The organism is Kitasatospora sp. NPDC001225, from assembly GCF_053597855.1.
Window position 1 is genome coordinate 1 of the sequence record NZ_JBSFJC010000021.1, and the last position, 21,589, is coordinate 21,589.

Below are 21,589 nucleotides of genomic sequence, written 5' to 3' on the forward strand. Positions count from 1 at the left end.
GGCGCGGCCGGGACCGGCGCGGCGAGCGCCCCGGCGGCGGAGGCCGCCCGCAGCAGCGTCCAGCGGTCCACGCCGTCGGCACGCGCGCCGTCCCGGGCGGCCCGCGTCGGCTCGGCCCGCCTCCGGTCGGCCCTGCTCCGATCGGCCTGCCTCCGGTCGGTCTGCCTCCGGTCGGCGGGCGTCGGATCGGCCGGCGTCGGGACTGCTTCGTTCGGGGTGCGGACCTCGTCGTCCATGAACGGCGTTCCTTCCGTTTCAGCGTGGTCGGTTTCGGCGCAGCGCGCGACCGCGGCCGCCGCCGGGGCCCGCGGGCCGTCCTGGACGGGCTTCCGCTCCCCGGTCTGACCTACTCACCGGTGTGGACTCCTACCGTTCCCATTGTGTCGGCGAAACCCCGCCCCGCAGCGGAGCACCCCATGTCAGCCACCCCGCCCGCCCGGATCGTCCGGGGTCCCGGCCCGGAACCGCCGCTCGCCCACGGGGCCGGGGTCAGCGCCCGGACACCTTCGATCTGGCCGGATACCCGCTCGGCGCCGCCGTCGCCGTCCGGATCGCCACCCGCCGCCCCGGGCGGGTCCGCTCGCTGCCACTGCTCGCCGGCGTGGCCGGGGCCCGGCCCGGTGGCGGACGCTCTCCGAGCTGTTCATCGACCTGGCCGACCGGCCGGACGAGCTCGCCCCGCTGCGGGAACATCCCAAGTCCCCGGTGCCGGACGGCTTCCGGCAGCGGTTCCGGCCCGCCGCCCGGACCGACGTCCGCGCCGAACCGGCCGCGACAGGCGTCCCCACCCTGGTCGCCGGCCGGGCTGATCCCCGGCGCGCGCCTGGCCGAACTCACCTGCGGGCGCCTGCCGGTGGCCGGGGCGCTGCCCGAACTGCGCGACGTACTGCCGGAGTTCCTCAGGAGCCGAGCCTCCCGGGGGAACACCCCGGCAGGCGGCGGCGTTCGCCCGGTCATGCGCATCGGAGAACTCGCCCGCCTGACCGGGGTGTCCACCCGCCTGCTCCGCTACTACGAGGAACAGGGCCTGCTCCAGCCGGACCGCACGGCGGCCGGCTACCGCGAGTACGGCGAGGAGGACACCGTCCGGGTGTGGCAGGTCCGCAGCCTGCTCGCGGCCGGTCTGAGCACCCGGGTGATCGCCGAGCTGCTGCCCTGCGCCACCGGTCCGGTCCCCGTCCTGGAGGCCTGCCCGGAGCTGCTCGCCATCCTGCGCGGCGAACTCGCCGACCTGGACTCCCGGATCGAGGACCTCAGCCGCAGCCGCCGGGCGCTCTCCCACTACCTCGCCACCGCGCGCGACTCCGGGCCCGACCACGGACGGCAGCACGGGCCCGAGCACCGGCACGACTACGGCGAGGAGCAGGCGGCCTGACGGGACGTAGGTCCCGACCCCGCGCTTCCCCGGCGCGCCGTCCCTCCGCTCACGGAGCGGACTGGACATAGTGCGACATACAGCTTGAATCCGAGCGTGCCGACGCACGCCGAGTATGTCGAGGGGTCCATCCGATGAGCAGCCAGCCGCCCCAGTCCGACCAGCCCGTGGAGGAGCCCGACGAACCCGCCGCGACCCTTCCGGCCGACCGGGCGGTGTTCGGCATCGGCGCCGTCCTGGTCCTGGCGGTGGTCGCCTGGGGCGTCTTCGCCGAGGACTCGCTCGGCCGCACCTCCGACACCGCGCTCGGCTGGGTGCTGCACAACTTCGGCTGGCTGTTCGTGGTGGCCGCCGACGTCTTCCTGGCGCTCAGCGTGCTGCTCGCGTTCAGCCGCTTCGGCCGGATCCGGCTCGGCCGCGACGACGACGAGCCCGAGTTCTCCACCCTCGCCTGGATCGCCATGATGTTCAGCGCCGGGATGGGCATCGGCCTGATGTTCTACGGCGTCGGCGAGCCGCTCCAGCTCTTCGCCACCCCGCAGCCGGGCTCCGGCCTGGAGCCGCAGAGCGCGGCCGCCGCCCAGCAGGCCCTGGAGTTCTCGCTCTTCCACTGGACCCTGCACCCGTGGGCGATCTACGCGGTCGGCGGCCTGGCCCTCGCCTACACCACCTTCCGCAAGGGCCGGGGCAACCGGGTCTCCGCCGCCTTCGTCCCGCTGATCGGCCAGCGCGGCGCGGACGGCTGGGCCGGGCGGACGATCGACCTGCTGGCCGTGTTCGCCACCGTCTTCGGCTCCGCGACCAGCCTCGGCCTCGGCGCGCTCCAGGTCGCCGACGGGCTCGGCTACATCACCTCCGTCCGCAACACCCAGAACGCCCAGCTGATCATCATCGGCTCGCTGACGGCCGCGTTCGTGGTCTCCGCGTTCTCCGGGGTGCACAAGGGCGTGAAGTGGCTCTCCACGGCGAACGTCGTGCTGGCCTCGCTGATCATGGTCTTCGTCTTCGTGGTCGGCCCGACGGTGTTCGCCCTGGACGCGATCCCCTCCTCGGTCGGCGGCTACCTCTCCGACCTGCTCGGGATGTCCACCCAGACCGGCGCCTTCACCGACGAGAGCTGGCTCGGCTCCTGGACGATCTTCTACTGGGCCTGGTGGCTCTCCTGGGCGCCCTTCGTCGGCACCTTCATCGCGCGGATCTCGCGCGGCCGCACCATCCGGCAGTTCCTGCTCGGCGTGCTGCTGGTGCCCAGCGGGGCCACGGTCATCTGGTTCTGCGTGATGGGCGGCACCGCGATCCGGCTGTCCACCACCGGCGCGGCCGACCTGGTCGCGACCATCCCGCAGGGCCCGGAGGCCTCGCTGTTCGAGATGCTGCGCGCGCTGCCGCTCGGCTCGGTGACCAGCGTGGTCGCGGTGCTGCTGGTGATGACCTTCTTCATCACCAGCGCCGACTCGGCCTCGCTGGTGCTGGGCTCGCTCTCCAGCCGGGGCTCGCTGCACCCGCGCACCTGGCTGGTGGTGGTCTGGGGCGTGCTGATGGGCGGGGTCGCGGCGGCCCTGCTGCTAGCCGGCGGGCTCACCGCGCTCCAGAACGCGACGATCCTGGTCGCGCTGCCGTTCGTGGTCGTGATGCTGCTGCTGTGCGTCTCGCTGGTGAAGGAGCTCCGCGAGGACCCGGCCGCCGCCCCCGCCCGCTTCCACCCTCCGCACGGCCTGCGGGACGCCGTCCGGGAGGTCGTCGGCGAGTCGGGCACACGCCGCTGACCTGCGCGTACGCCTCGCCCGGTGACGGGTGGGGCGTACGCGGCCAACCGACGCCCAACCCCCGTCCGGACTTCACCCGCACGTACCGACCGTTCACGCCGCCCTGGAAACCTCCCTGTCATGAACGCCAGCCCTCAGGCGCCCTACCAGGAACCGCGCTTCCCCCTGCCCCAACGGCACCGCCGGCTGCTCGCCGTCACCGCCGTACTCACCTCCATCGCCCTCGGCACCCTGGGCGTCGGCGCCACCGTGGAAACCGTCGAACACGGCCCCCTCGCGAGCGCCTCCGCCAGCAAGTAGCCCCTGCTCCACCCAGCACCGCGGTCCCGTTCCGGGCCCGGTGCTTCTTGCTTTCCGCTCACCGGCGGCGGAGCCGGGGCGGCGCGGTGGGCGCCGCCGCCACGGCGGCGGTCCGCTACGCCGGCTGTCCGGGGCGGGAGTGGCGGCCGGTGCCGGGGGTGGGGTGGAGGTCGGGGGCCGGGGCGTAGCGCGCGGCCGGGGGGCGCAGGCGCCAGGCCGGGGGGCGGGTGGGGTGGGGGGTGGGGGTGATCAGGGCGAGGCGGTGGAGCACGTCGAGGGCGTCCCGCCGCAGGGCGGTGCGGTCGGCGAGGTAGCGGGCGGGGAGGCCGAACTCGTCCGCGATGTCGCCGAGGACACCGTCTATCAGCGCGTCCGGGATCGGGACGTCGCCGGCCACCGGCTCGTCGGGCAGCGGGCGGACCTCCTCGACCAGGCGCTCGACCAGCAGCAGGGCGGCCTGGGTGAGGGTGCCCCCGCCGGGGAGGGCGAGGTCGGTGAGTTCGGCGGCCGGGTCGAGCAGCGCGACGCCCTCGGCCCGCAGTTCGGCCTCCAGTCCGAGGAACTCGGCGAGCGCCGCCGGGCCGCTGAGCCGGTGCTCGTCCAGCCAGGCGCGGTGCTCCTCGGGGAGGTCGGCGGCCAGGACGGCGGGCGTCTCGGCGAGCAGGCGGCGGACGGCGGTGGCGGGCTCGGCCTCGGCGGCGCGGCGGATCAGGTCGGCGGCGTCGTCGGCGAGGGCGGGCGGGCCGGCCGGGACGGCCCGGGCGAGTTCGCGGTCCACGGTCAGCACGAAGGAGTCGTCGGCCGGGCCCTCGGCCGGCAGCTCGCCGAGCACCTGCCAGCCGGCCAGCGCGGCCAGCGCCATGGCGAGGTCGGTCGGTTCGGCGGTGAGTTCGGGGGCGGCGGTGTTCATCGCGTCGAGCAGCCGCCGGTAGCCGAGCTCCTCCGGGGCGTCGACCAACAGGGCTAGCGCGAGGGCGAGTTGGGCGTACCCGGCCGGGGTGAACGGAGTGCCGGTGACGGGGTGTTCGAGGCGGCGCGCGGCGCCGGGGCCCAGGCCGGCCTTGCAGAGCCGGGCGTGCCAGGGGCCGACCACGAGGCGGTAGCCGAGCAGGGTGTCGAAGCGCTCGGCGAGCCAGTCGCGGTGACGGCGGATCAGCGGGAAGCCGTCGGCGTGCGGGCCGGAGGCGGTGACCAGCGGGTGGGCGAGCAACAGCCGGGCGGCGATTCGGCGTTCGGCCGCCGGGAGCTCCTCGCCGGAACGATCCTGCGCCACGCCGGTGGGCGGTGCCACCCGCGTGCGTTCGGGCCTGCGGTGCCGGCCCGGCCGGCCCGTCTTGGCCCCCGACCGGACGACGGGCAGGGCGGCGTCGTCGCGCCGGGCGCGGCGCAGTCCGCCCTCGGTGCGGTCCTCGCGGGGGCGTACGGGCGTGGCCAAGTGCGCGGTGGGGCCGTGCCACCAGCTGACGCCGGGATCGGCGGCGGGCTCGGCGGCGGTGCCGAGGTGGCGGGCGGGGTAGAGGCCGAAGGAGGCGGTGCAGAGGTCGTCGGCGGTGCCGGGGGTGGCGGCGGCGAACCAGTGGGCCAGGCGCAGCAGCCCCGGGTCGGGCGAGAGCGTCGTGTCGACGGCCGGAGCGGCCGACGCCTGCGGGCCGTCAGCACCGCTCCCCATGGCCGCCCCCGGCGTCCTGTCAGCGGGACCGGAGGAGCGGCCCGCGTCGGACCCGGAGGCACCACCGGCGTCGGGACCAGCCTCGGGACCGGCTTCGCGTACGGCGAGGACGGCGGCGGCGGTTCCCCGCCCTGCCCCGCCCGTGCGTCCGTCCGGCCTGCCGGCGGCCACCCGGGTGGCGCCGACCGCGTAGTCCTGCTGATCCATGTCGGGGTCCAGACTAGACGGTGCCCGGGCCACCCGACCGCAGCAACCGCCCTCCTGAGGAACTCTCCGCAAGAGCCCTCGAAGCGGCCGCCCGCGCTCCGCTCACCGGCCGCCCCGTCATCCGCCGCACCCCGCCCGGGTTACGCACCGGTAACCGACCCTTCCACCGCCGGTCCGGCTCCTCTAGGGTCGGTCCGAAGCAGCGGATCACCGAGAGGCGCACGCATGACCGTCCGTACCACCACCCGCGTCGGCCTCGGGGCGCGCCTGCGCTCGGCCACCGGCCTGCTGGGCGGCTTCGCGGCCACCTCGGCGGCGCACCTGGGCGCGATCGCCTCCGGCGCCTCGGTGCTCCAGAACGCCACCAAGCCGGCCTTGATGCCGCTGCTGGCCGCGCACAGCGTGGCGGCGGCCGCGAAGGCCGGGCGGGAGGCGCCGAAGCTGCTGGCACCGGCGCTGCTGCTGAGCGCGGGCGGCGACGTGCTGCTCCAGCTGAAGAACGACCCCGCGTTCCTCGCGGGCATGGGCTCGTTCGCGGCGGCGCACGTCTGCTACGTGACGATGTTCGTCCAGCGCGGCGCGCTCACCGACCGCCGCCGGGCCCTGGTGGTCGCGGCCGCGTACGCGACGGCCTGGGTGGCCCTGGTCGGGCAGCTCTGGCCGGACCTCGGGGACCTGCGCGTCCCGGTGGCCGGCTACAGCCTGCTGCTCGCGTCGACGGCCGTCACCTCGGTTGGGCTGGGCTGGCGGACCGGGCTGGGCGGGGCGCTGTTCCTGCTCTCCGACACGCTGATCGCCACCCAGCTGGCGAAGTGGCGGGAGCTGCCGGGCCATCAGTTCTGGATCATGGCGACCTATGTGCTGGCCCAGTACCTGCTGGCCGACGGCACCCTCCGGCACCAGGACCGGCTGCACCGCGAGGGCGCCGAACCGCGGACCGCCTGACGCACCGGAGAACCGGAGAACCGGCACGCCGTCCCGACACGCCGCCGCGCCGCCGATCCCGTCGGGATCCAGCGGCGCGGCGCAGGGGCGCAGTGGGGCGCGAGGCCTTCAGGCACCGCGCCTCCGCAGCAGCCAGAAGCCGCCGACACCGCCCGCGACCAGCGCGAGGCCGCCGGCCAGCTCCCCCGGGTTCGCCGCGACCGAGCCACCGAGGCCGGTCTGCACGGCGCCGTGCGGGGCGACCTGCTGGTTGCCGGCGCCGGACTGCCCGAGCGAACCAGCCCACTCCCCCGCGGCCTCGCCCCACTCGCCGAGACCCGGGTTCTTCTGGGGGTTCTTGTCGCCGCCCTTGTCGCCGCCCCTGTCGGGCACGGCCACGGTGGTGACCGTGACGCTGGTGGCGAAGGCCCCGCCGTCCGGGCAGGTGCCGTCGACCTTGCTGTCCCCGGCGTGCTGGCCGGCCAGCCGGGCGGAGCCGCTGTGCTTGCCGTCGGGGCCCAGGGTGAGGGTCGCCGGGCCTCCCTCGAAGGCGGCGGAGCGGGCGGTGATGGTCTTGGCGTCGGGCTTGTCCGACTTCTCGCAGGAGACCGTGACCGTCACGGTCTGGCCCGGTGCGGCCTGGGACGGGCTGACCGACGCGGAACCGTCCCTGGCGGATGCGAGGGGGGCCGTCAGGCCGGTCAGCGCCGTCGCGCCGATCAGGGCGGCGGCGGCCGTACGCATGGGGCGCATACCGGAACCTCCGGGATTCTCGGGCGCAGCCGGGGACTCCCATGTCCACGTGGTCGAGCAACTGCACCCGGTCATTCACCGACGGTAGGGACGCGCCCCACGCTCGGCCAGCGCTCACGACCGTTCGGGTTACGACCTGTGACCCGTCGTGACGCCCGCGGCGGGGCTCAGCCGTGGCGCTCACGCGGAGTGGCGCTCACGCGGTGCGGCTCAGAGGTCGAGGTCCACCACGACCGGCGCGTGGTCCGAGGTGCCCTTGCCCTTGCGGGCCTCGCGGTCCACGTAGCTGTCGGTGACGGCCTCGACGAAGGGCTTGTTGGCGTAGGTGAGGTCGATCCGCATGCCCCGGTTCTTGGGGAAGGCCAGCTGGCGGTAGTCCCAGTAGGTGTACGGGTGGTCGTACTTGAGCGGGCGGGGCAGCACGTCCTGGAGGCCGATCCCGTCGAGGGCCGCCAGTGCGGCGCGCTCGACCGGGGTGACGTGGGTGAGGCCCTCGAAGGCGGCGGCGTCGAAGACGTCGTCGTCGGTCGGGGCGATGTTGAAGTCCCCGAGGACGGCGAACGGGCGGGGGCCGGCGGCGTCCTCGGTGGCGGCCTTGCGCAGCGCCTCCAGCCACTCCAGCTTGTACTGGTAGTGCGCGTGGCCGACCTCGCGGCCGTTCGGCACGTAGACCGACCAGACCCGGACCGGGCCGCAGGTGGCGGCGATGGCGCGCGGCTCGACCTCGGGCAGCAGGGCGCCGTCGGCGAAGTAGCCGGGCTGGTCGGGGAGGCCGCGCACGACGTCGTCCAGGCCGATCCGGGAGACGATCGCGACGCCGTTCCAGCGGCCGTTGCCGTGCGCGGCCGTCTCGTAGCCGAGCTCGCGGACCGCCTCGTACGGGAAGGCGTCGGCCGCGCACTTGAGCTCCTGGAGGCAGAGCACGTCGGGCTTGGCGCTCTCCAGCCACTCCAGGAGCTTGGGCAGCCGCGCGGTGACGGAGTTGATGTTCCAGGTGGCGATGCGGACGGTCACGGCGGGCGGCCTTCCCGGTGGTTCGGTGCGGACGGACATGCAGTCGGGCATACGGACGGGGTGGGCCGCCCCTCGTGCGGGAGGCCCACCCCGAACATACCGCCCGGCACCGACAGGCCGGCCCGGTCAGCCCGCGGGCCGGACCACCGCAGCCGAGCCGCCGCCGCGCCGCACCGGCTCGGCGGCGGCCACCCAGCGGCCGTCCGGCAGCCGTTCCACGCCGGTGGCGGCACCGATCTCGCCGCCGTTGACGAAACTGTGTCCGAGGCCCTCCAGCGCGGCCCGCTCGGGCAGTGCCAGGAAGGCGGGCTCGGCCTGGGTGGTGGCGCTGTTGCGCTGGCTGGCGCGCGGGGCGGCGATGGCCTGCTCCAGGCTCAGGCCCCGGTCGAGCCGGCCGAGCAGCACCTGGAGGGTGGTGGTGATGATGGTCGCGCCGCCGGGGCTGCCGGTGGCCAGCAGCGGCTCGCCGTCGCGCAGCACGACCGTCGGGGACATCGAGGAGCGCGGCCGCTTGCCCGGGCCCGGCAGGTTGGGGTCGGGGACGCCCGGGGCGAGCGGGGTGAAGTCGAAGTCGGTCAGCTCGTTGTTGAGCAGGAAGCCCCGGCCGGGGACGGTGATGCCGCTGCCGCCGGTCTGCTCGATGGTGAGCGTGTAGGAGACGATGTTGCCCCAGCGGTCGGCGACCGTCAGGTGGGTGGTGTTGGGGCCCTCGTACGGTTCGGGGACGGCCTGGCCGGTGTCGGCGCAGGGGGCCGGGTGGCGCGGGTCGCCGGGGGCGAGCGGGCTGGTCAGCGCGTGGTCCGGGCTGATCAGGCAGGCCCGGGAGGCGGCGTAGCGCTCGGAGAGCAGTTCCCTGGTGGGGACGTCGCTGAAGGCCGGGTCGCCGACCCAGCGGTTGCGGTCGGCGAAGGAGATCCGGGAGGCCTCCAGGAAGTGGTGGTAGTACTGGGTGCCGCTGTACGTGGAGACGTCGCCGCCGTCCTCCAGGATGTTGAGCGCCTCGCCGACGGTGGTGCCGCCGGAGCTGGAGGGGGCCATCGCGTAGACGTCGTAGGCGCCGTGGGAGACGTGGGTGGGCGCCTGGTCGCGGACCCGGTAGTCGGCGAGGTCGGTGGTGCCGACCCTGCCGGGGCGGGCGGTGCGGCCGGACGCCGGGTCGACCGGCGGGTGCTGCACGGTGTTGGCGATGTCCTTGGCCAACTCGCCCTGGTAGAAGGCCTTGACGCCGTCCTTGGCGAGCAGCCGGTAGGTGGCGGCGAGGTCGGGGTTGCGCAGCACGCTGCCGGTCTCGGGGGGCTTGCCGTTCGGCAGGTAGAGCGCGGCGGTGGCCGGGAAGTCCTTGAACCGGGCGTAGTTGTCGGCGGTCTGGCCGCGGAAGGTGTCGTCGACGACGAAGCCGTGGTCGGCGATCCGCTCGGCCGGTTCGAGGTTCTGGGCGAGCGAGCGGGTGCCCCACTTGCGCAGTGCGGCGTCCCAGGTGGCGGGGGTGCCGGGGATTCCGACGGACAGGCCGCTGGTGACGGCGTCGGCGAAGGCCAGCGGTTTGCCGTCCTCCAGGAACAGGCCGCTGTCGGCGGTGCGCCCGGCCGTCTCCCGGCCGTCGATGGTGTGCACCCGGCCGGTGGCGTGGTCGTAGTAGACGAAGTACCCGCCGCCGCCGATGCCGGAGGAGTACGGCTCGGTGACTCCGAGGGCCGCGGCGGCGGCAACGGCCGCGTCCACCGCGTTGCCGCCCTTGCGCAGCACCTCGATGCCGGCGGCGGTGGCGTCGGCGTCGACGGTGGCGACCGCTCCGCCCCGGCCCACCGCCTCGGGCGCCTTCGTCGGCGGGGTCGCGGCGCCGGCCGGTCCGACGCCGGACCAGACCAGCGCGGTGGCGAGCAGCAGTGGTGGTGCGAGACGGGTCAGAGCCCTCATCCGAATCCTCCTGAGTCTGCGTCAACTCAGTTGTTCCACAGGAGGGATGATCCGACAACCACACCGCGCCGCTACCAACGGGTAGTTGGCGGGGCGGGCGGGGGCGCCAGGAGAACAGCCGGCAGGCGCCCCCACCCCGCTACAGCGCGCTGCGCTCCACCCGCCGCCGCTTGATCGTGCGGAAGCGCCGCGCCACCTGCCGGGCCAGGTCGGCCGCGCCGACCAGGCCGGCCTCGTTGCCGAGGGCGGCGTGCACGATGGCGGCCTCCGGGCGGAACCCGCGCCCGGTGAGGGTGCGGCGGAAGGTGTCCCGGGCCGGACCGAGCAGCAGGTCACCGGCCTCGGAGACCCCGCCGCCGATCACGAAGCGGCCCGGGTCCAGCGCGGCGGCCAGGTTGGCGATGCCGACGCCGAGCCAGGTGCCGACCTCGTAGAGCAGCTCGGTCGCGACCGGGTCGCCCTCCTGGGCGGCCTCGGTGACCAGCGGCCCGGTGATGCCCTCGACCGTGCCGCCCGCCCGGGCCAGCAGCGGCTGCACCACCGGCGACTCCTCGGCGACCAGCTCGCGCGCGTCGCGCACCAGGGCGTTGCCGGAGGAGTACTGCTCCCAGCAGCCCCGGTTGCCGCACGGGCAGCGGTGGCCGCCGGGCAGCACCTGCATGTGCCCGAACTCGCCCGCCAGGCCGTACTTGCCGCGGTCCACGTAGCCGTCCCGGACCACCGCGCCGCCGATGCCGGTGCCCAGGGTGAGCATCACCATGTGGTCCTCGCCGCGCCCGGCGCCGAAGCGCCACTCGGCCCAGGCGGCCGCGTTGGCGTCGTTCTCCACGATCACCGGGAACCGCAGCCGCTCGCTGAGCGCCTCCCGGAGCGGCTCGTTGCGCCAGTTGAGGTGCGGGGCGAACAGCACCTTGGAGCGGTCGGCGTCGACCCAGCCGGCCGCGCCGATGCCCACGGCGTGGACGTCGTGCCGGTCGGCGAGCTGGAGCACCAGCTCGACGATGACGTCCTCGACCACCTTGGGGCTCTTGCTCTTGTGCGGCGTGTCCGTGCGCAGCTTCTCCAGCACCTTGCCCTCGCCGTCCACCACCCCGGCGACCACCTTGGTGCCGCCGATGTCGACACCGATCGTGGGCAGCCGCAGTATCCCGGCGGGCAGGGCGCGGCGGCGACGCTCGGCGCGCGGGCCGAGGCCGAGCAGGGTCGGCAGGACGGGTGGCCGGGTGCTGCCTTGGGAGCCGGTCACGGCTGCGGACGCTCCTCACGGGTGTCGGGTTCTCGGGGGTCGGATTCTCCGGAAGCCGATTCTCCGCCACCGGGGAGTCCGGTGCCGGAGCCGCCGGGGGCGGAGCCACGGGGGTCGGAGAGCGACGGTCGGGCCAGCTCGTGCGAGAGCTCGGCGAGGTCGGAGCCGCCGGCCATCTCGGTGGTGAGCTGTTCGAGGCTGATCTCGGCACGCGGATGGCTGCCCGCCATCCGGCCCCGCCGGAGCAGGGTGAAGTGGTCGCCGACCAGGTACGCGTGGTGCGGGTTGTGGGTGATCAGCACGACCCCGAGCCCGGCGTCGCGGGCGGCGGTGACGTACTTGAGCACCACCCCGGACTGCTTGACGCCGAGCGCGGCGGTGGGCTCGTCCAGGATCAGCACCTTGGCGCCGAAGTGCACCGCGCGGGCGATCGCCACGCACTGGCGCTGCCCGCCGGAGAGGGTGCCGATCGGCCGGTCGACGTCGTACAGGTCGATGCCCATCCGCGCGAGCGCGTCGCGGGTGGTGGCGCGCATCCCCTCGGCGTCCAGCCGCAGGCCGCCCCAGCGGCGCATGCCCTGCTCGGAGCCGAGGAAGAAGTTGCGCCAGACCGGCATCAGCGGGACGACCGCGAGGTCCTGGTAGACGGTGGCGATGCCGCGGTCCAGGGCCTGGCGCGGGGAGTCGAAGCGGACCGCCTCGCCGCCGACGGTGACGGTGCCCTCGTCGTGCTGGTGCAGCCCGGAGATGATCTTGATCAGGGTGGACTTGCCGGCCCCGTTGTCGCCGAGCACGCAGCTGATCTCGCCGGCCCGCAGGGTCAGCGAGACGTCCTGGAGCGCCCGGACGGTGCCGTAGCTCTTGCCGACGCCGTCGAGGGAGAGCAGTTCGGTACCCATGGCTTCCGTGTTCGTCGCGGCCCCCGTGAGGTCCGTGTTCATCGCGGCCCCCGCTCGGCCCGGCGCTTGACGTAGGCGTTCAGCAGCGCGGCCAGCAGCAGCATCGCGCCGAGGAAGAACTTGAACCAGTCCGGGTTCCACTGGGCGTAGATGATCCCCTTGCTGGCCATGCCGAAGATCAGCGCGCCGAGCGCGGAGCCGACCACCGAGCCGTAGCCGCCGGTGATCAGGCAGCCGCCGATGACCGCCGCGACGATGTAGATCAGCTCGTTGCCGACGCCCTCGCCGGACTGCACGGTGTCGAAGGAGAACAGCAGGTGCTGGCCGAGCACCCAGGCGCCGAAGCCGACGCCCAGGTACAGCAGGGTCTTCGTCCGGGCGACCGGCACGCCGACCGCGCGGGCCGCGTCCGCGTCGCCGCCGACCGCGAAGATCCAGTTGCCGAAGCGGGTGCGCAGCAGCACCCAGCTGCCGACCACGAGCAGGCCGAGCCACCACCAGACGGTGGCCTTGACGGTCAGCCCGCCGACGGTCACCTCGGAGGCGAACAGCCAGCGGCAGGCGGCGAAGCCCTCCATGTCGGAGATCGACTTGGTGGAGACGGTGCCGGAGATCGCCTTGGTGACGCCCAGGTTGGCGCCGGTCAGCATCAGGAAGGTGCCGAGCGTGACGATGAAGCTGGGCAGCCTGGTGCGGCCGAGCATCCAGCCGTTGAACCCGCCGATGGCCAGCGTGGTCGCCAGCGAGACCAGCACGCCGACCCAGGTCACCGCGGTGAACTGGTACGAGACCATCGAGGAGGTCAGCGCGGCGGTGGTGACCAGCACGCCGGCCGACAGGTCGAACTCGCCGCCGATCATCAGCAGCGAGACCGGCACCGCCATGATCCCGATGGTGGAGGCCGCGTACAGCACGGTGCCCAGCGAGGAGACCCGCAGGAACGGTTCGGCGGCGACGGCGAAGACCGTGAAGACCGCGACGGCGGCGATCAGCGAGCCCAGCTCGGGGCGGGCGAGGAGCCGCCGCAGGGCCGCCGGACGGCCGTCGACCAGGCCGTCGTGGGCGAGGAGGTCGGGGGTGCTCACCTGGTCCCCCTCGCGACGTACTCGGCGAGCGCGTCGGCGTTGTCCTTGGTCAGGATCTGCGGACCGGTCTCGACGGGCTTGCCGCCGCCGAGCATGTTCAGGTTGTACTTGTACAGCCAGACCAGGTCGACGCCGGTGTAGCCCTGGAGGTAGGGCTGCTGGTCGACGGCGAAGCCGACGCTGCCGGACTTGAGCCCGGACACCACCTGCGTGCCCAGGTCGAAGGTGTCCAGCTCGACGGTGCGGTGGGCGTCCTGGACGGCCTGGAGGCCGGTGGCGGCCATCGGGCCGGAGAGGGTCAGCACGGTGTCGATGGACGGGTCGGCCTGCAGCTTGGCGGAGATCGCGGCGCGGGCGTCGGGCATGTCGACGCCGTTGACGTAGAGCACCTGGAAGGCTCCGCCGGACTTGGACTGGGCGCCGGAGCAGCGCTGCTCCTGGCCGACGTTGCCCTGCTCGTGGATCACGCAGAGCACGTTCTTGCGGCCGCGCGAGGCCAGCTCGGTACCGGCCGCCTGACCGGCGGTGGACTCGTCCTGACCGATGTGGGTCAGCGCGCCGAACTTCTGCGAGTACTCCTGGCCGGAGTTGATCGTGATCACGGGGATGCCGGCGGCCTTGGCCTTGCCGAGGACGTCCGCCATGGCGTCGCCCTTGGCGAGGGTGACCAGCAGGCCGTCGACCTTCTGGTCGATGGCGGCCTGGACGAGCTGGACCTGGTTCTGGGTCTGCGCGTCGTTGGAGTACAGGAAGGTGATGTTGTCCTTGGCGGCGGCCTGCTCGGCGCCCTTGCGCACAGTGTCCCAGAAGGCGTCGCCGGCTCCGGCGTGGGTCACCATGGCGACCTTCCAGCGCGGAGTCGAGACGGCGCCGCCGCCGGTGGCCGCGGCCTTGGCGCGGGCCTCCTCGGCGCGTCTGCCTCCAGTACTGCTGCAACCGGCCACGGCGACCGCGAGTGCCAGGACGGCACACGCGGGCCAGAGGCGGTGGGACGGGCGAAAGCGGGTGATGCTCATCCCCATAGTCTCCCTGCCCGTGCCGCGCGGTATCGCACCGCCTCGCCCGGCAGCGCGAACGGCCTGGGAGGTAAGGTGCCCCGGGGGACCTTTCCTGGTAGTTCGCTGAACATCTGGTCCGGACGACGTCCGTTCGGGTGGCAGACTAGGCGCCGATCCGAAGGCGGTTCATCACAAGAAAGTGATGTTCCTCTCAGGTTCCGCACAGATTCGGACGGCAACCGATCACCGGTCCATCGCCGTCTGATGCCATTGACGTGCGTTCGGGCGAGTGGGCCCCGGGCGGCGTGCGACCCGGATACGAGAACTCGATGGAACTGACAGGTACGCCATTCTTCCTCCTCACCGTCATCCTGGTGCCGGTGTCCATCACAGTGGCGTTGCTGTTCTGGGGGAAGGTCGGCGGCCCGCAGCCGGTACGCTACCTCACCCGGATCGTCATGATCATGTTCTGCCAGGTCACGGCCGTCCTGATGGTCTTCGTGATGGTCAACAACGCCAACCTGATCTACGGCAACTGGGACGACCTGCTCGGCACCGGCAACCACGTCCGCGCGGTGCCCGTGGTGGCACCGGTCGACCCGGCCGCGGCCGCCGCCGGCGGCCAGGGCGCCGAGCCCGCCAAGGAGCCGCAGAAGGTCAAGCAGAGCTTCGGCGGCGTGAACGACCCGCTCGTCCCGAACGACGTGCAGCGGACCGAGCTCAAGGGCCAGGTGTCCGGGGTCGACGGCGAGGTGCTGGTCTGGCTGCCGCCGCAGTACAACGACCCGGCGTTCAAGGACAAGAAGTTCCCCGTGGTCGAGCTGATCCCGGGCTACCCCGGCTCCTCCTCCACCTGGTACGGCACCCTCAAGGTCTCCGAGCAGCTCAAGCCGCTGATGCAGCAGGGCAAGGTCGCCCCGTTCATCCTGGTCTCGCCCCGCACGAAGCTGCTGAACAACCAGGACGCCGGCTGCACCGACATCCCCGGCAAGATCAACGCCGACGCCTGGGTCACCCGCGACGTCCCGCAGATGGTGCTGGACAACTTCCGCGCGGACCCGTCCGCGGACCGCTGGGCGATCGCCGGCTACTCGGCCGGCGCGCACTGCGCGGCCAAGCTGTCGCTGGCCCACCCCAACCGGTACCGGGCCGCCATCGCGATGTCCGGCTACAACGACCCGGCCCAGGAGCCGGACTCCCTGGTCGGCAAGGACGCCAAGCTGCGCGAGGCCAACAACCCGGTCAACATCCTGAAGACCGCCCCGCAGCCGCCGAAGGTCGCCCTGCTGGTCAGCGGCTCCAAGGGCGACGGCTACGAGGACGGCGAGGCGATCCGCGCCGCGGCCAAGGCCCCGACCACCGTCCAGGTCGAGGAGGGCACCGGCCCGCACACCACCGAGCAGTGGAAGAAGATGGTCCCGGCCGCCTTCCAGTGGCTGACCTCGGTCATCCCGGTCCAGTAGGCCGGCGGCAGCGAACCGTACGGGAAGGGCCCGCCGCGACCGAGGTCGCGGCGGGCCCTTCCGCTTGTCCGGACGCGGCGTCAGGCCAGCTCCAGCGCCAGGTAGAAGTCCACCCGGTCCTCCAGCCGGGAGAGGTCACGCCCGGTCAGCTCCTCGATCCGGCCGATCCGGTACCGCAGGGTGTTCACGTGGACGTGCAGCTGGGCGGCGCAGCGGGTCCAGGAGCCGTCCGAGCGCAGGAAGGCCTCCAGGGTGCGGACCAGGTCCGCCTGGTGCTCGATGTCGTACGCGATCACCGTGTCCAGCAGCCGGCTGCGGAAGGCCCGGCGCACCTCGTCCGGGACGGCGGCCAGCAGCAGGACGTGCGAGGCGAGCTCCTCGGGGCCCGCGACGCAGACCCGGCCGACCCGGGAGGCGGCGATCCGGCGGGCGTGCCGGGCCTCCTCCAGGGCGCCGCGCAGGCCGCCGGCCCCGGCCGCGGGGGCGGAGACGCCGAGGGTGATCCGGCCCTCCGAGCCGAGCCCGGCCTCCAGCGGGGCGAGCAGTTCGCGCAGGGCGTCGGCGGGCACCGGGGCGTCCAGGACGGGCAGCACCACCACGGCGCCGGTGCCCGTCCCGGCGACCAGGGCGCGGTCGGAGGCGCCGCCGAGCGCCTCCTCCAGCACCGCCCGTACGGCGCCCTCCGGCAGGCCGGTGCCCTCGGCGCTGAGCACCAGCCAGGAGCCGTCCTCCGCCTGGGACTTGGCCCCGGGGCCCTCGTAGCGGGCGGCCATCGCCGAGGAGGCGTACAGGGCGCGGCCGACCTCGGCCGGGTCGGCGTCGCGGCGCAGCAGGGCGAGCAGTTCGTCGGCGAGGCGGCGGCGCAGCCGGCGGCCCTCGTCGCGGCGGTGGCGCTCGGCGGCGACCAGCCGGGCCAGGTTCTCGGCGAGCTGCTGGCGCTTGGTGGTCCACTCGGTGACGTCGCCGGCCACCGCGAGCACCCAGTCGGCCAGCAGGCCGCCGCCGGCCGGCGGCTCGTCGTGCTCGGCGGAGGCCGGGGCGGGCAGCAGCGAGAAGGAGCCGGCGGCCAGTCGGGCCCGGTGCGGGGGGCGGCGGCGCTGGCGCTGGGCGGCGAGGTGGGCGCGGACCAGCTGGTCGCGGTCCTGGGCGGAGAGCCGGTCGGCGGGGCCGGCGATCACCGCGCCGGTCGGGGTGAGCACCCAGCAGTCCAGGTCGAGGTCGCCGCCGAGCAGGTCGAGCACCGCGTCCAGTCCGCCGCCGCCGGCCGCCGAGACCAGCAGGCGGTGCCGGTCGACCAGGGCGGCGAGGTCGGCGGCGCGGTCGGCGGAGACCTGGCGGCCGATGAACTCGGTGACGGTGCCGAAGGCGATGTCGTCGGGGACGGCGAGCAGCGGCATCCGGTGTCGGCGGCAGGCCTCGACCAGGTCCTCGGGCACCGGGCCGACCTCGGCCTCGCCGGCCGCCAGGGCCACCGCGCCGCCGGCCGCGAGGGTGCGGACGAAGCGCTCGGAGTCGGCCGGGACGGTGCGCCAGAGCATGCCGGTGAGCACCAGTTCGCCGCCGTGCAGGTAGCGGCCCGGGTCCTGGAGGTCCGTCGTCATCACGCCGCTGACCTGCCGGTCCAGCTCTTCCTCGGCCGCGAGCAGGCGCAGTCGCGGGGCGCCGGGGGCGAGCAGGTCACGGACGCGCATCCGCGGACTCCTTAACGGGGGCTTGGGGGGAGGGTGAAGGGGTAACGATAGGGCCAGTCCGGCCGGGCGTCCGCCCGGGTCCGTAGCCCGCGCGTCACGGCCGGATTACGGTCGTAGGTAGCACCCGGCGGACACCTGGGCTGCGAGGTTCTCCTCCTTAGAGGAACGTACAGGATGCCGGGCGGGCTCACAGCCGGGGCTTCATGCCATCGGTGACTGCCAGCGGGCCGCGTCGCGGCGGTTCACTGGGCGACACGCCGCCGGGCACCCGGCGGGCGACGACTTGAGGAGACACCCGCATGGAGTTCCTTCGGCCCGCCACCTGGGACGAGGCACTCGCGGCGAAGGCCGAGTACCCGACCGCGCTGCCCGTTTCGGGCGGCACGGACGTCATGGTCGAGCTGAACTTCGACGTGCACCGGCCATCCGCGATTCTCGACCTGAACCGCATCACCGAACTCGCCGAATGGTCGAACGACGGCGAGGTGGTGAGGCTCGGCGCCGCGGTCCCGTACGCCCGGATCATCGCGGAGCTGTCCGGTCCGCTGCCCGGGCTGGCCCTGGCGGCCCACACCGTCGGCTCGCCGCAGATCCGCAACCGCGGCAGCGTCGGCGGCAACCTCGGCGCGGCCTCCCCGGCCGGCGACTCGCACCCGGCGCTGCTCGCGGCCGGGCGGGACGTGTTCGTCGAGGCGGCCTCGGTGCGCGGCACCCGGCTGATCCCGATCGACGACTTCTACGTCGGGGTGAAGCGCAACCTGCTGGAGGCCGACGAGCTGATCCGGGCCGTGCTCATCCCGGTGGCGGACGGGCCGCAGCAGTTCTCGAAGATCGGCACCCGCAACGCCATGGTGATCGCGGTCTGCGCGTTCGGCTTCGCCCTGCACCCGCGGAACGGGACCGTCGGCACCGGCATCGGTTCGGCCGCCCCCACACCGCGCCGCGCCGTCGAGGCCGAGGAGTACCTCCAGGGCGTGCTCGCCGAGCGCGGGCTGTGGGAGTCCGGGGAGCTGCTGGGCGCCGAGGTGGTCCAGCGCTTCGGCGAGCTGGTGAAGGCCGCGGCCTCGCCGATCGACGACGTCCGCGGCACCGCCGACTACCGCCGGCACGCGCTCGCCGTGATGGCCCGCCGCACCCTCACCTGGACCTGGAACGACTACGGCAAGCAGATCAGGAGCGCGGCATGAAGGTCACTTTCACCGCCAACGGCAGGCCCGTCGAGGCCGACGACGTGTGGGAGGGCGAGAGCCTGCTGTACGTGCTGCGCGAGCGGGTCGGCCTGCCCGGCTCGAAGAACGCCTGCGAGCAGGGCGAGTGCGGCTCCTGCACGGTCTACCTGGACGGCCTCCCGGTCTGCTCCTGCCTGGTCGCGGCCGGCCAGGTGCAGGACCGCGAGGTGCGCACGGTCGAGGGCCTGGGCACGGAGGACGGCGAACTGGGCCTGGTCCAGCAGGCGTTCGTCGACGCCGGCGCCGTCCAGTGCGGCTTCTGCACCCCCGGCCTGCTGGTGCAGACCGACGCGCTGCTGGCCGAGGACCCGCAGCCGAGCGACGACGACATCCGCGAGGCGCTGTCCGGCAACCTGTGCCGCTGCACCGGCTACGAGAAGATCATGGACGCGGTGCGGCTGGCCTCGGCCCGCACGTGCGCGGGGACGGAGGGCGCGGCATGAGCGCGCGGACCATCCAGGGGCAGAAGAACCTGCAGAACATCAACCAGGCGGCCAAGGACGGCATCGGCGGCTCACCGCTGCGCCCGGACGGCAACCTGAAGGTCCGGGGCGAGTTCGCCTACTCCTCCGACCTGTGGCACGAGGACATGCTCTGGGGCACGGCGCTGCGCTCGCCGCACCCCCGGGCGAACATCCTGTCGGTGGACGTCTCCGAGGCGCTCAAGGTGCCCGGGGTGTACGCGGTGCTGACGCACGAGGACATCCCCGGCTCGAAGTACTACGGCCTGGAGATCCAGGACCAGCCGGCCCTGGCCATCGACCGGATCCGCTACCACGGCGAGGCGATCGCGCTGGTCGCCGCCGACCACCCGGAGACGGCCCGCCGGGCGGTGAAGAAGATCGCGGTCGAGTACGAGGTGCTCACCCCGATCGTCACCGAGGAGCAGTGCCTCGACCCGGAGACGTACGGGTACGTGCACGAGCCGCACGAGTACAAGTCCCACGCGTACGGCAACATCTGCCACGAGCAGCGGCTGGTCTCCGGCCGCGGCGTGACCGACGAGGTGCGGGCGCTGGCGGACGTGGTCGTCAGCGGCGACTACGAGGTCGGCATGCAGGACCAGGCCTTCCTCGGCCCGGAGTCCGGCCTCGCGGTGCCCGCCGAGGACGGCGGCATCGACCTCTACATCGCCACCCAGTGGCTGCACGTCGACCGCCAGCAGATGGCGCCGGTGCTGGACCTGCCGGAGGAGAAGGTCCGGCTGACCCTGGCCGGCGTGGGCGGCGCGTTCGGCGGCCGCGAGGACCTGTCGATGCAGATCCACGCCTGCCTGCTGGCCCAGCACACCGGCAAGCCGGTCAAGATCGTCTACTCCCGGGACGAGTCCTTCTTCGGCCACGTCCACCGCCACCCGGCGCGGATGCACTACGAGCACGGCGCCACCCGGGACGGCCGGCTGGTCTACGCCGACTGCCGGATCGTGCTGGACGGCGGCGCGTACGCCTCCGCCTCCCCCGCCGTGGTCGGCAACGCGGCCTCGCTCGGGCACGGCCCGTACGTGATCCCCAACGTGCGGATGCACGCCATCGCGCTGTACAGCAACAACCCGTCCTGCGGGGCGATGCGCGGCTTCGGCGCGGTGCAGGCGGCGTTCGGCTACGAGTCGCAGATGGACAAGCTGGCCGCCGCCCTGGGCATGGACCCGGTGGAACTGCGGCAGCTCAACGCGATGTCCGAGGGCGACTTCATGCCCACCGGCCAGCAGATCGACTCCCCCGCACCGGTGGCCGAACTGCTGCGGCGGGCCAAGGAGATGCCGCTGCCGCCGCCGCTGGACACCGAGCACCTGGACGTGCGCCGGCTGCCCGGCGCGCTGTCCAACACCTCGCACGGCGAGGGGATCGTCCGCGGCGTCGGCTACTCGGTCGGCATCAAGAACGTCGGCTTCTCCGAGGGCTTCGACGACTACTCCACCGCCCGGGTGCGACTGGAGGTGATCGGCGGCGAGCCCGTCGCCATGGTGCACACCGCGGCGGCCGAGGTCGGCCAAGGCGGCGTCACCGTGCACGCCCAGATCGCCCGCACCGAGCTGGGCGTCGAGCAGGTCACCATCCACCCGGCCAACACCGAGGTGGGGTCGGCCGGTTCGACCTCCGCCTCGCGCCAGACGTACATGACCGGCGGGGCGGTGAAGCTGGCCGCCGAGGCGGTCCGCCGGGAGCTGTTCGACAAGGGGCGCCGTCGCTACGGCTGGACCCACGACGACCTGGTGCTGGCCGACGGCAAGGTGGTGTCGAAGAGCGCCGGCGCGCTGGTCTCCATCGTCGACCTGCTCGGCGACGAGGCCGTCGAGCAGACCCGCGAGCACCACCACCGGCCCACCCAGGCCTTCGACAAGGAGACCGGCCAGGGCTTCGGCCACGTCCAGTACACCTTCTGCGCCAACCGCGCGGTGGTGGACGTGGACGTGGAGCTGGGCCTGGTCAAGGTGGTCGAGCTCACCGCCGTCCAGGACGTCGGCAAGGCGCTCAACCCGCTCTCCGTGGTCGGCCAGATCCAGGGCGGCTGCACCCAGGCGCTGGGGCTCGCGGTGATGGAGGAGATCATCGTGCGGGAGGGCAAGGTGCGCAACGCCTCCTTCACCGACTACCTGATCCCCACCATCCTGGACACCCCGCCGATCCCGGTGGAGGTGCTCGAACTGCCCGACCCCAACGCCCCGTACGGGCTGCGCGGGGTCGGCGAGGCGCCGACCGTCTCGGCGACGCCGTCCATCGTGGCCGCCATCCGCAACGCCACCGGGCTGGCGCTCAACCGGATCCCGGTCCGGCCGGAGCACCTGACCACCGAACGGCCGCTCTGACGGCCCGAGTTCGTCCTCCCCGGGGCGGCGACCGTCTTCCCCGCCGCCCCGGGGGACGCCCCCACTGCCCGGAGGCGTCCCCGTACACCCGCTGCCCTGCCCACGCCGGGGCCCGCAGCGGTGCGCACCACCCTCTGATGCACCACACCCTCTGATGCACCGCGGGCACTCCCCCGCTGCTCATGAGTGCCCCCGTGAGTCGATACGTCCCCCTACGCCGCTTCGTTGACCGGCGGTCAGGTCGGCT

General features: G+C 73.8%; 17 protein-coding genes and 1 pseudogene. 8 read left to right on the forward strand and 10 right to left on the reverse strand.

Features of this window, described 5'->3' with window-relative positions:
• Positions 1 to 236, reverse strand: a pseudogene (locus ACWDCZ_RS09790) (hypothetical protein); the annotation flags it as partial.
• A 719-nt stretch (positions 237 to 955) separates the two neighbouring features.
• Here ACWDCZ_RS09790 and ACWDCZ_RS09795 point away from each other — a divergent pair.
• The 3 genes from ACWDCZ_RS09795 (at position 956) to ACWDCZ_RS09805 (ending at position 3,441) form a co-directional block, all read left to right on the forward strand.
• Complete coding sequence (locus tag ACWDCZ_RS09795; protein WP_449815662.1) at positions 956 to 1,375, forward strand: MerR family transcriptional regulator; 420 nt, start codon at positions 956 to 958, stop codon at positions 1,373 to 1,375.
• A gap of 134 nt (positions 1,376 to 1,509) precedes the next feature.
• Positions 1,510 to 3,141: a BCCT family transporter gene (locus ACWDCZ_RS09800; RefSeq protein ID WP_049659793.1), complete on the forward strand. Its 1,632-nt coding sequence runs from the start codon at positions 1,510 to 1,512 to the stop codon at positions 3,139 to 3,141.
• A 120-nt stretch (positions 3,142 to 3,261) separates the two neighbouring features.
• Positions 3,262 to 3,441 carry a hypothetical protein gene (locus ACWDCZ_RS09805; RefSeq protein ID WP_049659792.1) on the forward strand — a complete coding sequence of 60 codons (180 nt, stop codon included), beginning with the start codon at positions 3,262 to 3,264 and terminating at the stop codon, positions 3,439 to 3,441.
• 115 nt (positions 3,442 to 3,556) lie between these two features.
• On the opposite strand, the gene ACWDCZ_RS09810 is transcribed toward ACWDCZ_RS09805, so the two are convergent.
• The gene (locus ACWDCZ_RS09810) at positions 3,557 to 5,317 is read right to left on the reverse strand and encodes a DUF2398 family protein (RefSeq protein ID WP_449815663.1); all 1,761 of its coding nucleotides are present in this window, start codon (positions 5,315 to 5,317) and stop codon (positions 3,557 to 3,559) included.
• Positions 5,318 to 5,542: 225 nt separating this feature from the next.
• On the opposite strand from ACWDCZ_RS09810, the gene ACWDCZ_RS09815 reads away from it, so the two are divergent.
• Positions 5,543 to 6,262 (forward strand): lysoplasmalogenase, encoded by a 720-nt coding sequence (locus ACWDCZ_RS09815; protein ID WP_449815664.1) that lies wholly within the window; start codon positions 5,543 to 5,545, stop codon positions 6,260 to 6,262.
• A gap of 108 nt (positions 6,263 to 6,370) precedes the next feature.
• On the opposite strand, the gene ACWDCZ_RS09820 is transcribed toward ACWDCZ_RS09815, so the two are convergent.
• The 7 genes from ACWDCZ_RS09820 to ACWDCZ_RS09850 all read right to left on the reverse strand — a co-directional run bounded on the left by ACWDCZ_RS09820 (position 6,371) and on the right by ACWDCZ_RS09850 (position 14,171).
• Entirely contained in the window at positions 6,371 to 6,994 is a 624-nt protein-coding gene (locus ACWDCZ_RS09820) for a hypothetical protein (RefSeq protein WP_049654489.1), read from the reverse strand.
• Positions 6,995 to 7,204: 210 nt separating this feature from the next.
• On the reverse strand, positions 7,205 to 8,047 hold the full coding sequence (locus ACWDCZ_RS09825; protein WP_049654497.1) for an exodeoxyribonuclease III: 843 nt from the start codon (positions 8,045 to 8,047) through the stop codon (positions 7,205 to 7,207).
• 87 nt (positions 8,048 to 8,134) lie between these two features.
• Positions 8,135 to 9,925, reverse strand: a complete 1,791-nt coding sequence (gene ggt, locus ACWDCZ_RS09830) for a gamma-glutamyltransferase (RefSeq protein WP_449815665.1) — start codon at positions 9,923 to 9,925, stop codon at positions 8,135 to 8,137.
• Between the two features lie 139 nt (positions 9,926 to 10,064).
• Entirely contained in the window at positions 10,065 to 11,171 is a 1,107-nt protein-coding gene (locus tag ACWDCZ_RS09835) for an ROK family glucokinase (protein WP_049654486.1), read from the reverse strand.
• Positions 11,168 to 12,070, reverse strand: coding sequence for an ATP-binding cassette domain-containing protein (locus ACWDCZ_RS09840; RefSeq protein ID WP_234348494.1), 903 nt, complete (start codon positions 12,068 to 12,070; stop codon positions 11,168 to 11,170). Before ACWDCZ_RS09840 ends, ACWDCZ_RS09835 begins: the two co-directional genes overlap by 4 nt.
• 38 nt (positions 12,071 to 12,108) lie before the next feature.
• Positions 12,109 to 13,155 carry an ABC transporter permease gene (locus tag ACWDCZ_RS09845; RefSeq protein ID WP_449815666.1) on the reverse strand — a complete coding sequence of 349 codons (1,047 nt, stop codon included), beginning with the start codon at positions 13,153 to 13,155 and terminating at the stop codon, positions 12,109 to 12,111.
• Positions 13,152 to 14,171, reverse strand: coding sequence for a sugar ABC transporter substrate-binding protein (locus ACWDCZ_RS09850; protein WP_049654482.1), 1,020 nt, complete (start codon positions 14,169 to 14,171; stop codon positions 13,152 to 13,154). The genes ACWDCZ_RS09845 and ACWDCZ_RS09850 overlap by 4 nt, the downstream gene beginning before the upstream one ends.
• Positions 14,172 to 14,533: 362 nt before the next feature.
• Between ACWDCZ_RS09850 and ACWDCZ_RS09855 the strand changes: the two genes are divergently transcribed.
• Positions 14,534 to 15,616 (forward strand): alpha/beta hydrolase, encoded by a 1,083-nt coding sequence (locus ACWDCZ_RS09855; RefSeq protein WP_241853029.1) that lies wholly within the window; start codon positions 14,534 to 14,536, stop codon positions 15,614 to 15,616.
• An 80-nt stretch (positions 15,617 to 15,696) separates the two neighbouring features.
• Here ACWDCZ_RS09855 and ACWDCZ_RS09860 read toward each other — a convergent pair whose 3' ends face one another.
• Positions 15,697 to 17,307, reverse strand: a complete 1,611-nt coding sequence (locus tag ACWDCZ_RS09860; protein WP_074004317.1) for a PucR family transcriptional regulator — start codon at positions 17,305 to 17,307, stop codon at positions 15,697 to 15,699.
• 299 nt (positions 17,308 to 17,606) lie between these two features.
• Here ACWDCZ_RS09860 and ACWDCZ_RS09865 point away from each other — a divergent pair, with 299 nt between their 5' ends.
• Genes ACWDCZ_RS09865 through pucD form a run of 3 tightly spaced genes read left to right on the forward strand, consistent with a single transcriptional unit; the run spans position 17,607 to position 21,342 of the window.
• Positions 17,607 to 18,494 carry an FAD binding domain-containing protein gene (locus ACWDCZ_RS09865; RefSeq protein WP_049654028.1) on the forward strand — a complete coding sequence of 296 codons (888 nt, stop codon included), beginning with the start codon at positions 17,607 to 17,609 and terminating at the stop codon, positions 18,492 to 18,494.
• On the forward strand, positions 18,491 to 18,979 hold the full coding sequence (locus ACWDCZ_RS09870; protein WP_049654030.1) for a (2Fe-2S)-binding protein: 489 nt from the start codon (positions 18,491 to 18,493) through the stop codon (positions 18,977 to 18,979). The genes ACWDCZ_RS09865 and ACWDCZ_RS09870 overlap by 4 nt, the downstream gene beginning before the upstream one ends.
• Positions 18,976 to 21,342, forward strand: coding sequence for a xanthine dehydrogenase subunit D (pucD, locus tag ACWDCZ_RS09875; RefSeq protein ID WP_449815667.1), 2,367 nt, complete (start codon positions 18,976 to 18,978; stop codon positions 21,340 to 21,342). The genes ACWDCZ_RS09870 and pucD overlap by 4 nt, the downstream gene beginning before the upstream one ends.
• The last annotated feature ends 247 nt before the right edge of the window (positions 21,343 to 21,589 follow it).

Coding starts and splice junctions, on each gene's coding strand:
- ACWDCZ_RS09795 (WP_449815662.1), top strand. CDS start 956: ATGCGCATCGGAGAACTCGCCCGCCTGACCGGGGTGTCCACCCGCCTG.
- ACWDCZ_RS09800 (WP_049659793.1), top strand. CDS start 1,510: ATGAGCAGCCAGCCGCCCCAGTCCGACCAGCCCGTGGAGGAGCCCGAC.
- ACWDCZ_RS09805 (WP_049659792.1), top strand. CDS start 3,262: ATGAACGCCAGCCCTCAGGCGCCCTACCAGGAACCGCGCTTCCCCCTG.
- ACWDCZ_RS09810 (WP_449815663.1), bottom strand. CDS start 5,317: ATGGATCAGCAGGACTACGCGGTCGGCGCCACCCGGGTGGCCGCCGGC.
- ACWDCZ_RS09815 (WP_449815664.1), top strand. CDS start 5,543: ATGACCGTCCGTACCACCACCCGCGTCGGCCTCGGGGCGCGCCTGCGC.
- ACWDCZ_RS09820 (WP_049654489.1), bottom strand. CDS start 6,994: ATGCGCCCCATGCGTACGGCCGCCGCCGCCCTGATCGGCGCGACGGCG.
- ACWDCZ_RS09825 (WP_049654497.1), bottom strand. CDS start 8,047: ATGTCCGTCCGCACCGAACCACCGGGAAGGCCGCCCGCCGTGACCGTC.
- ggt (WP_449815665.1), bottom strand. CDS start 9,925: ATGAGGGCTCTGACCCGTCTCGCACCACCACTGCTGCTCGCCACCGCG.
- ACWDCZ_RS09840 (WP_234348494.1), bottom strand. CDS start 12,070: ATGGGTACCGAACTGCTCTCCCTCGACGGCGTCGGCAAGAGCTACGGC.
- ACWDCZ_RS09850 (WP_049654482.1), bottom strand. CDS start 14,171: ATGAGCATCACCCGCTTTCGCCCGTCCCACCGCCTCTGGCCCGCGTGT.
- ACWDCZ_RS09860 (WP_074004317.1), bottom strand. CDS start 17,307: ATGCGCGTCCGTGACCTGCTCGCCCCCGGCGCCCCGCGACTGCGCCTG.
- ACWDCZ_RS09865 (WP_049654028.1), top strand. CDS start 17,607: ATGGAGTTCCTTCGGCCCGCCACCTGGGACGAGGCACTCGCGGCGAAG.
- ACWDCZ_RS09870 (WP_049654030.1), top strand. CDS start 18,491: ATGAAGGTCACTTTCACCGCCAACGGCAGGCCCGTCGAGGCCGACGAC.
- pucD (WP_449815667.1), top strand. CDS start 18,976: ATGAGCGCGCGGACCATCCAGGGGCAGAAGAACCTGCAGAACATCAAC.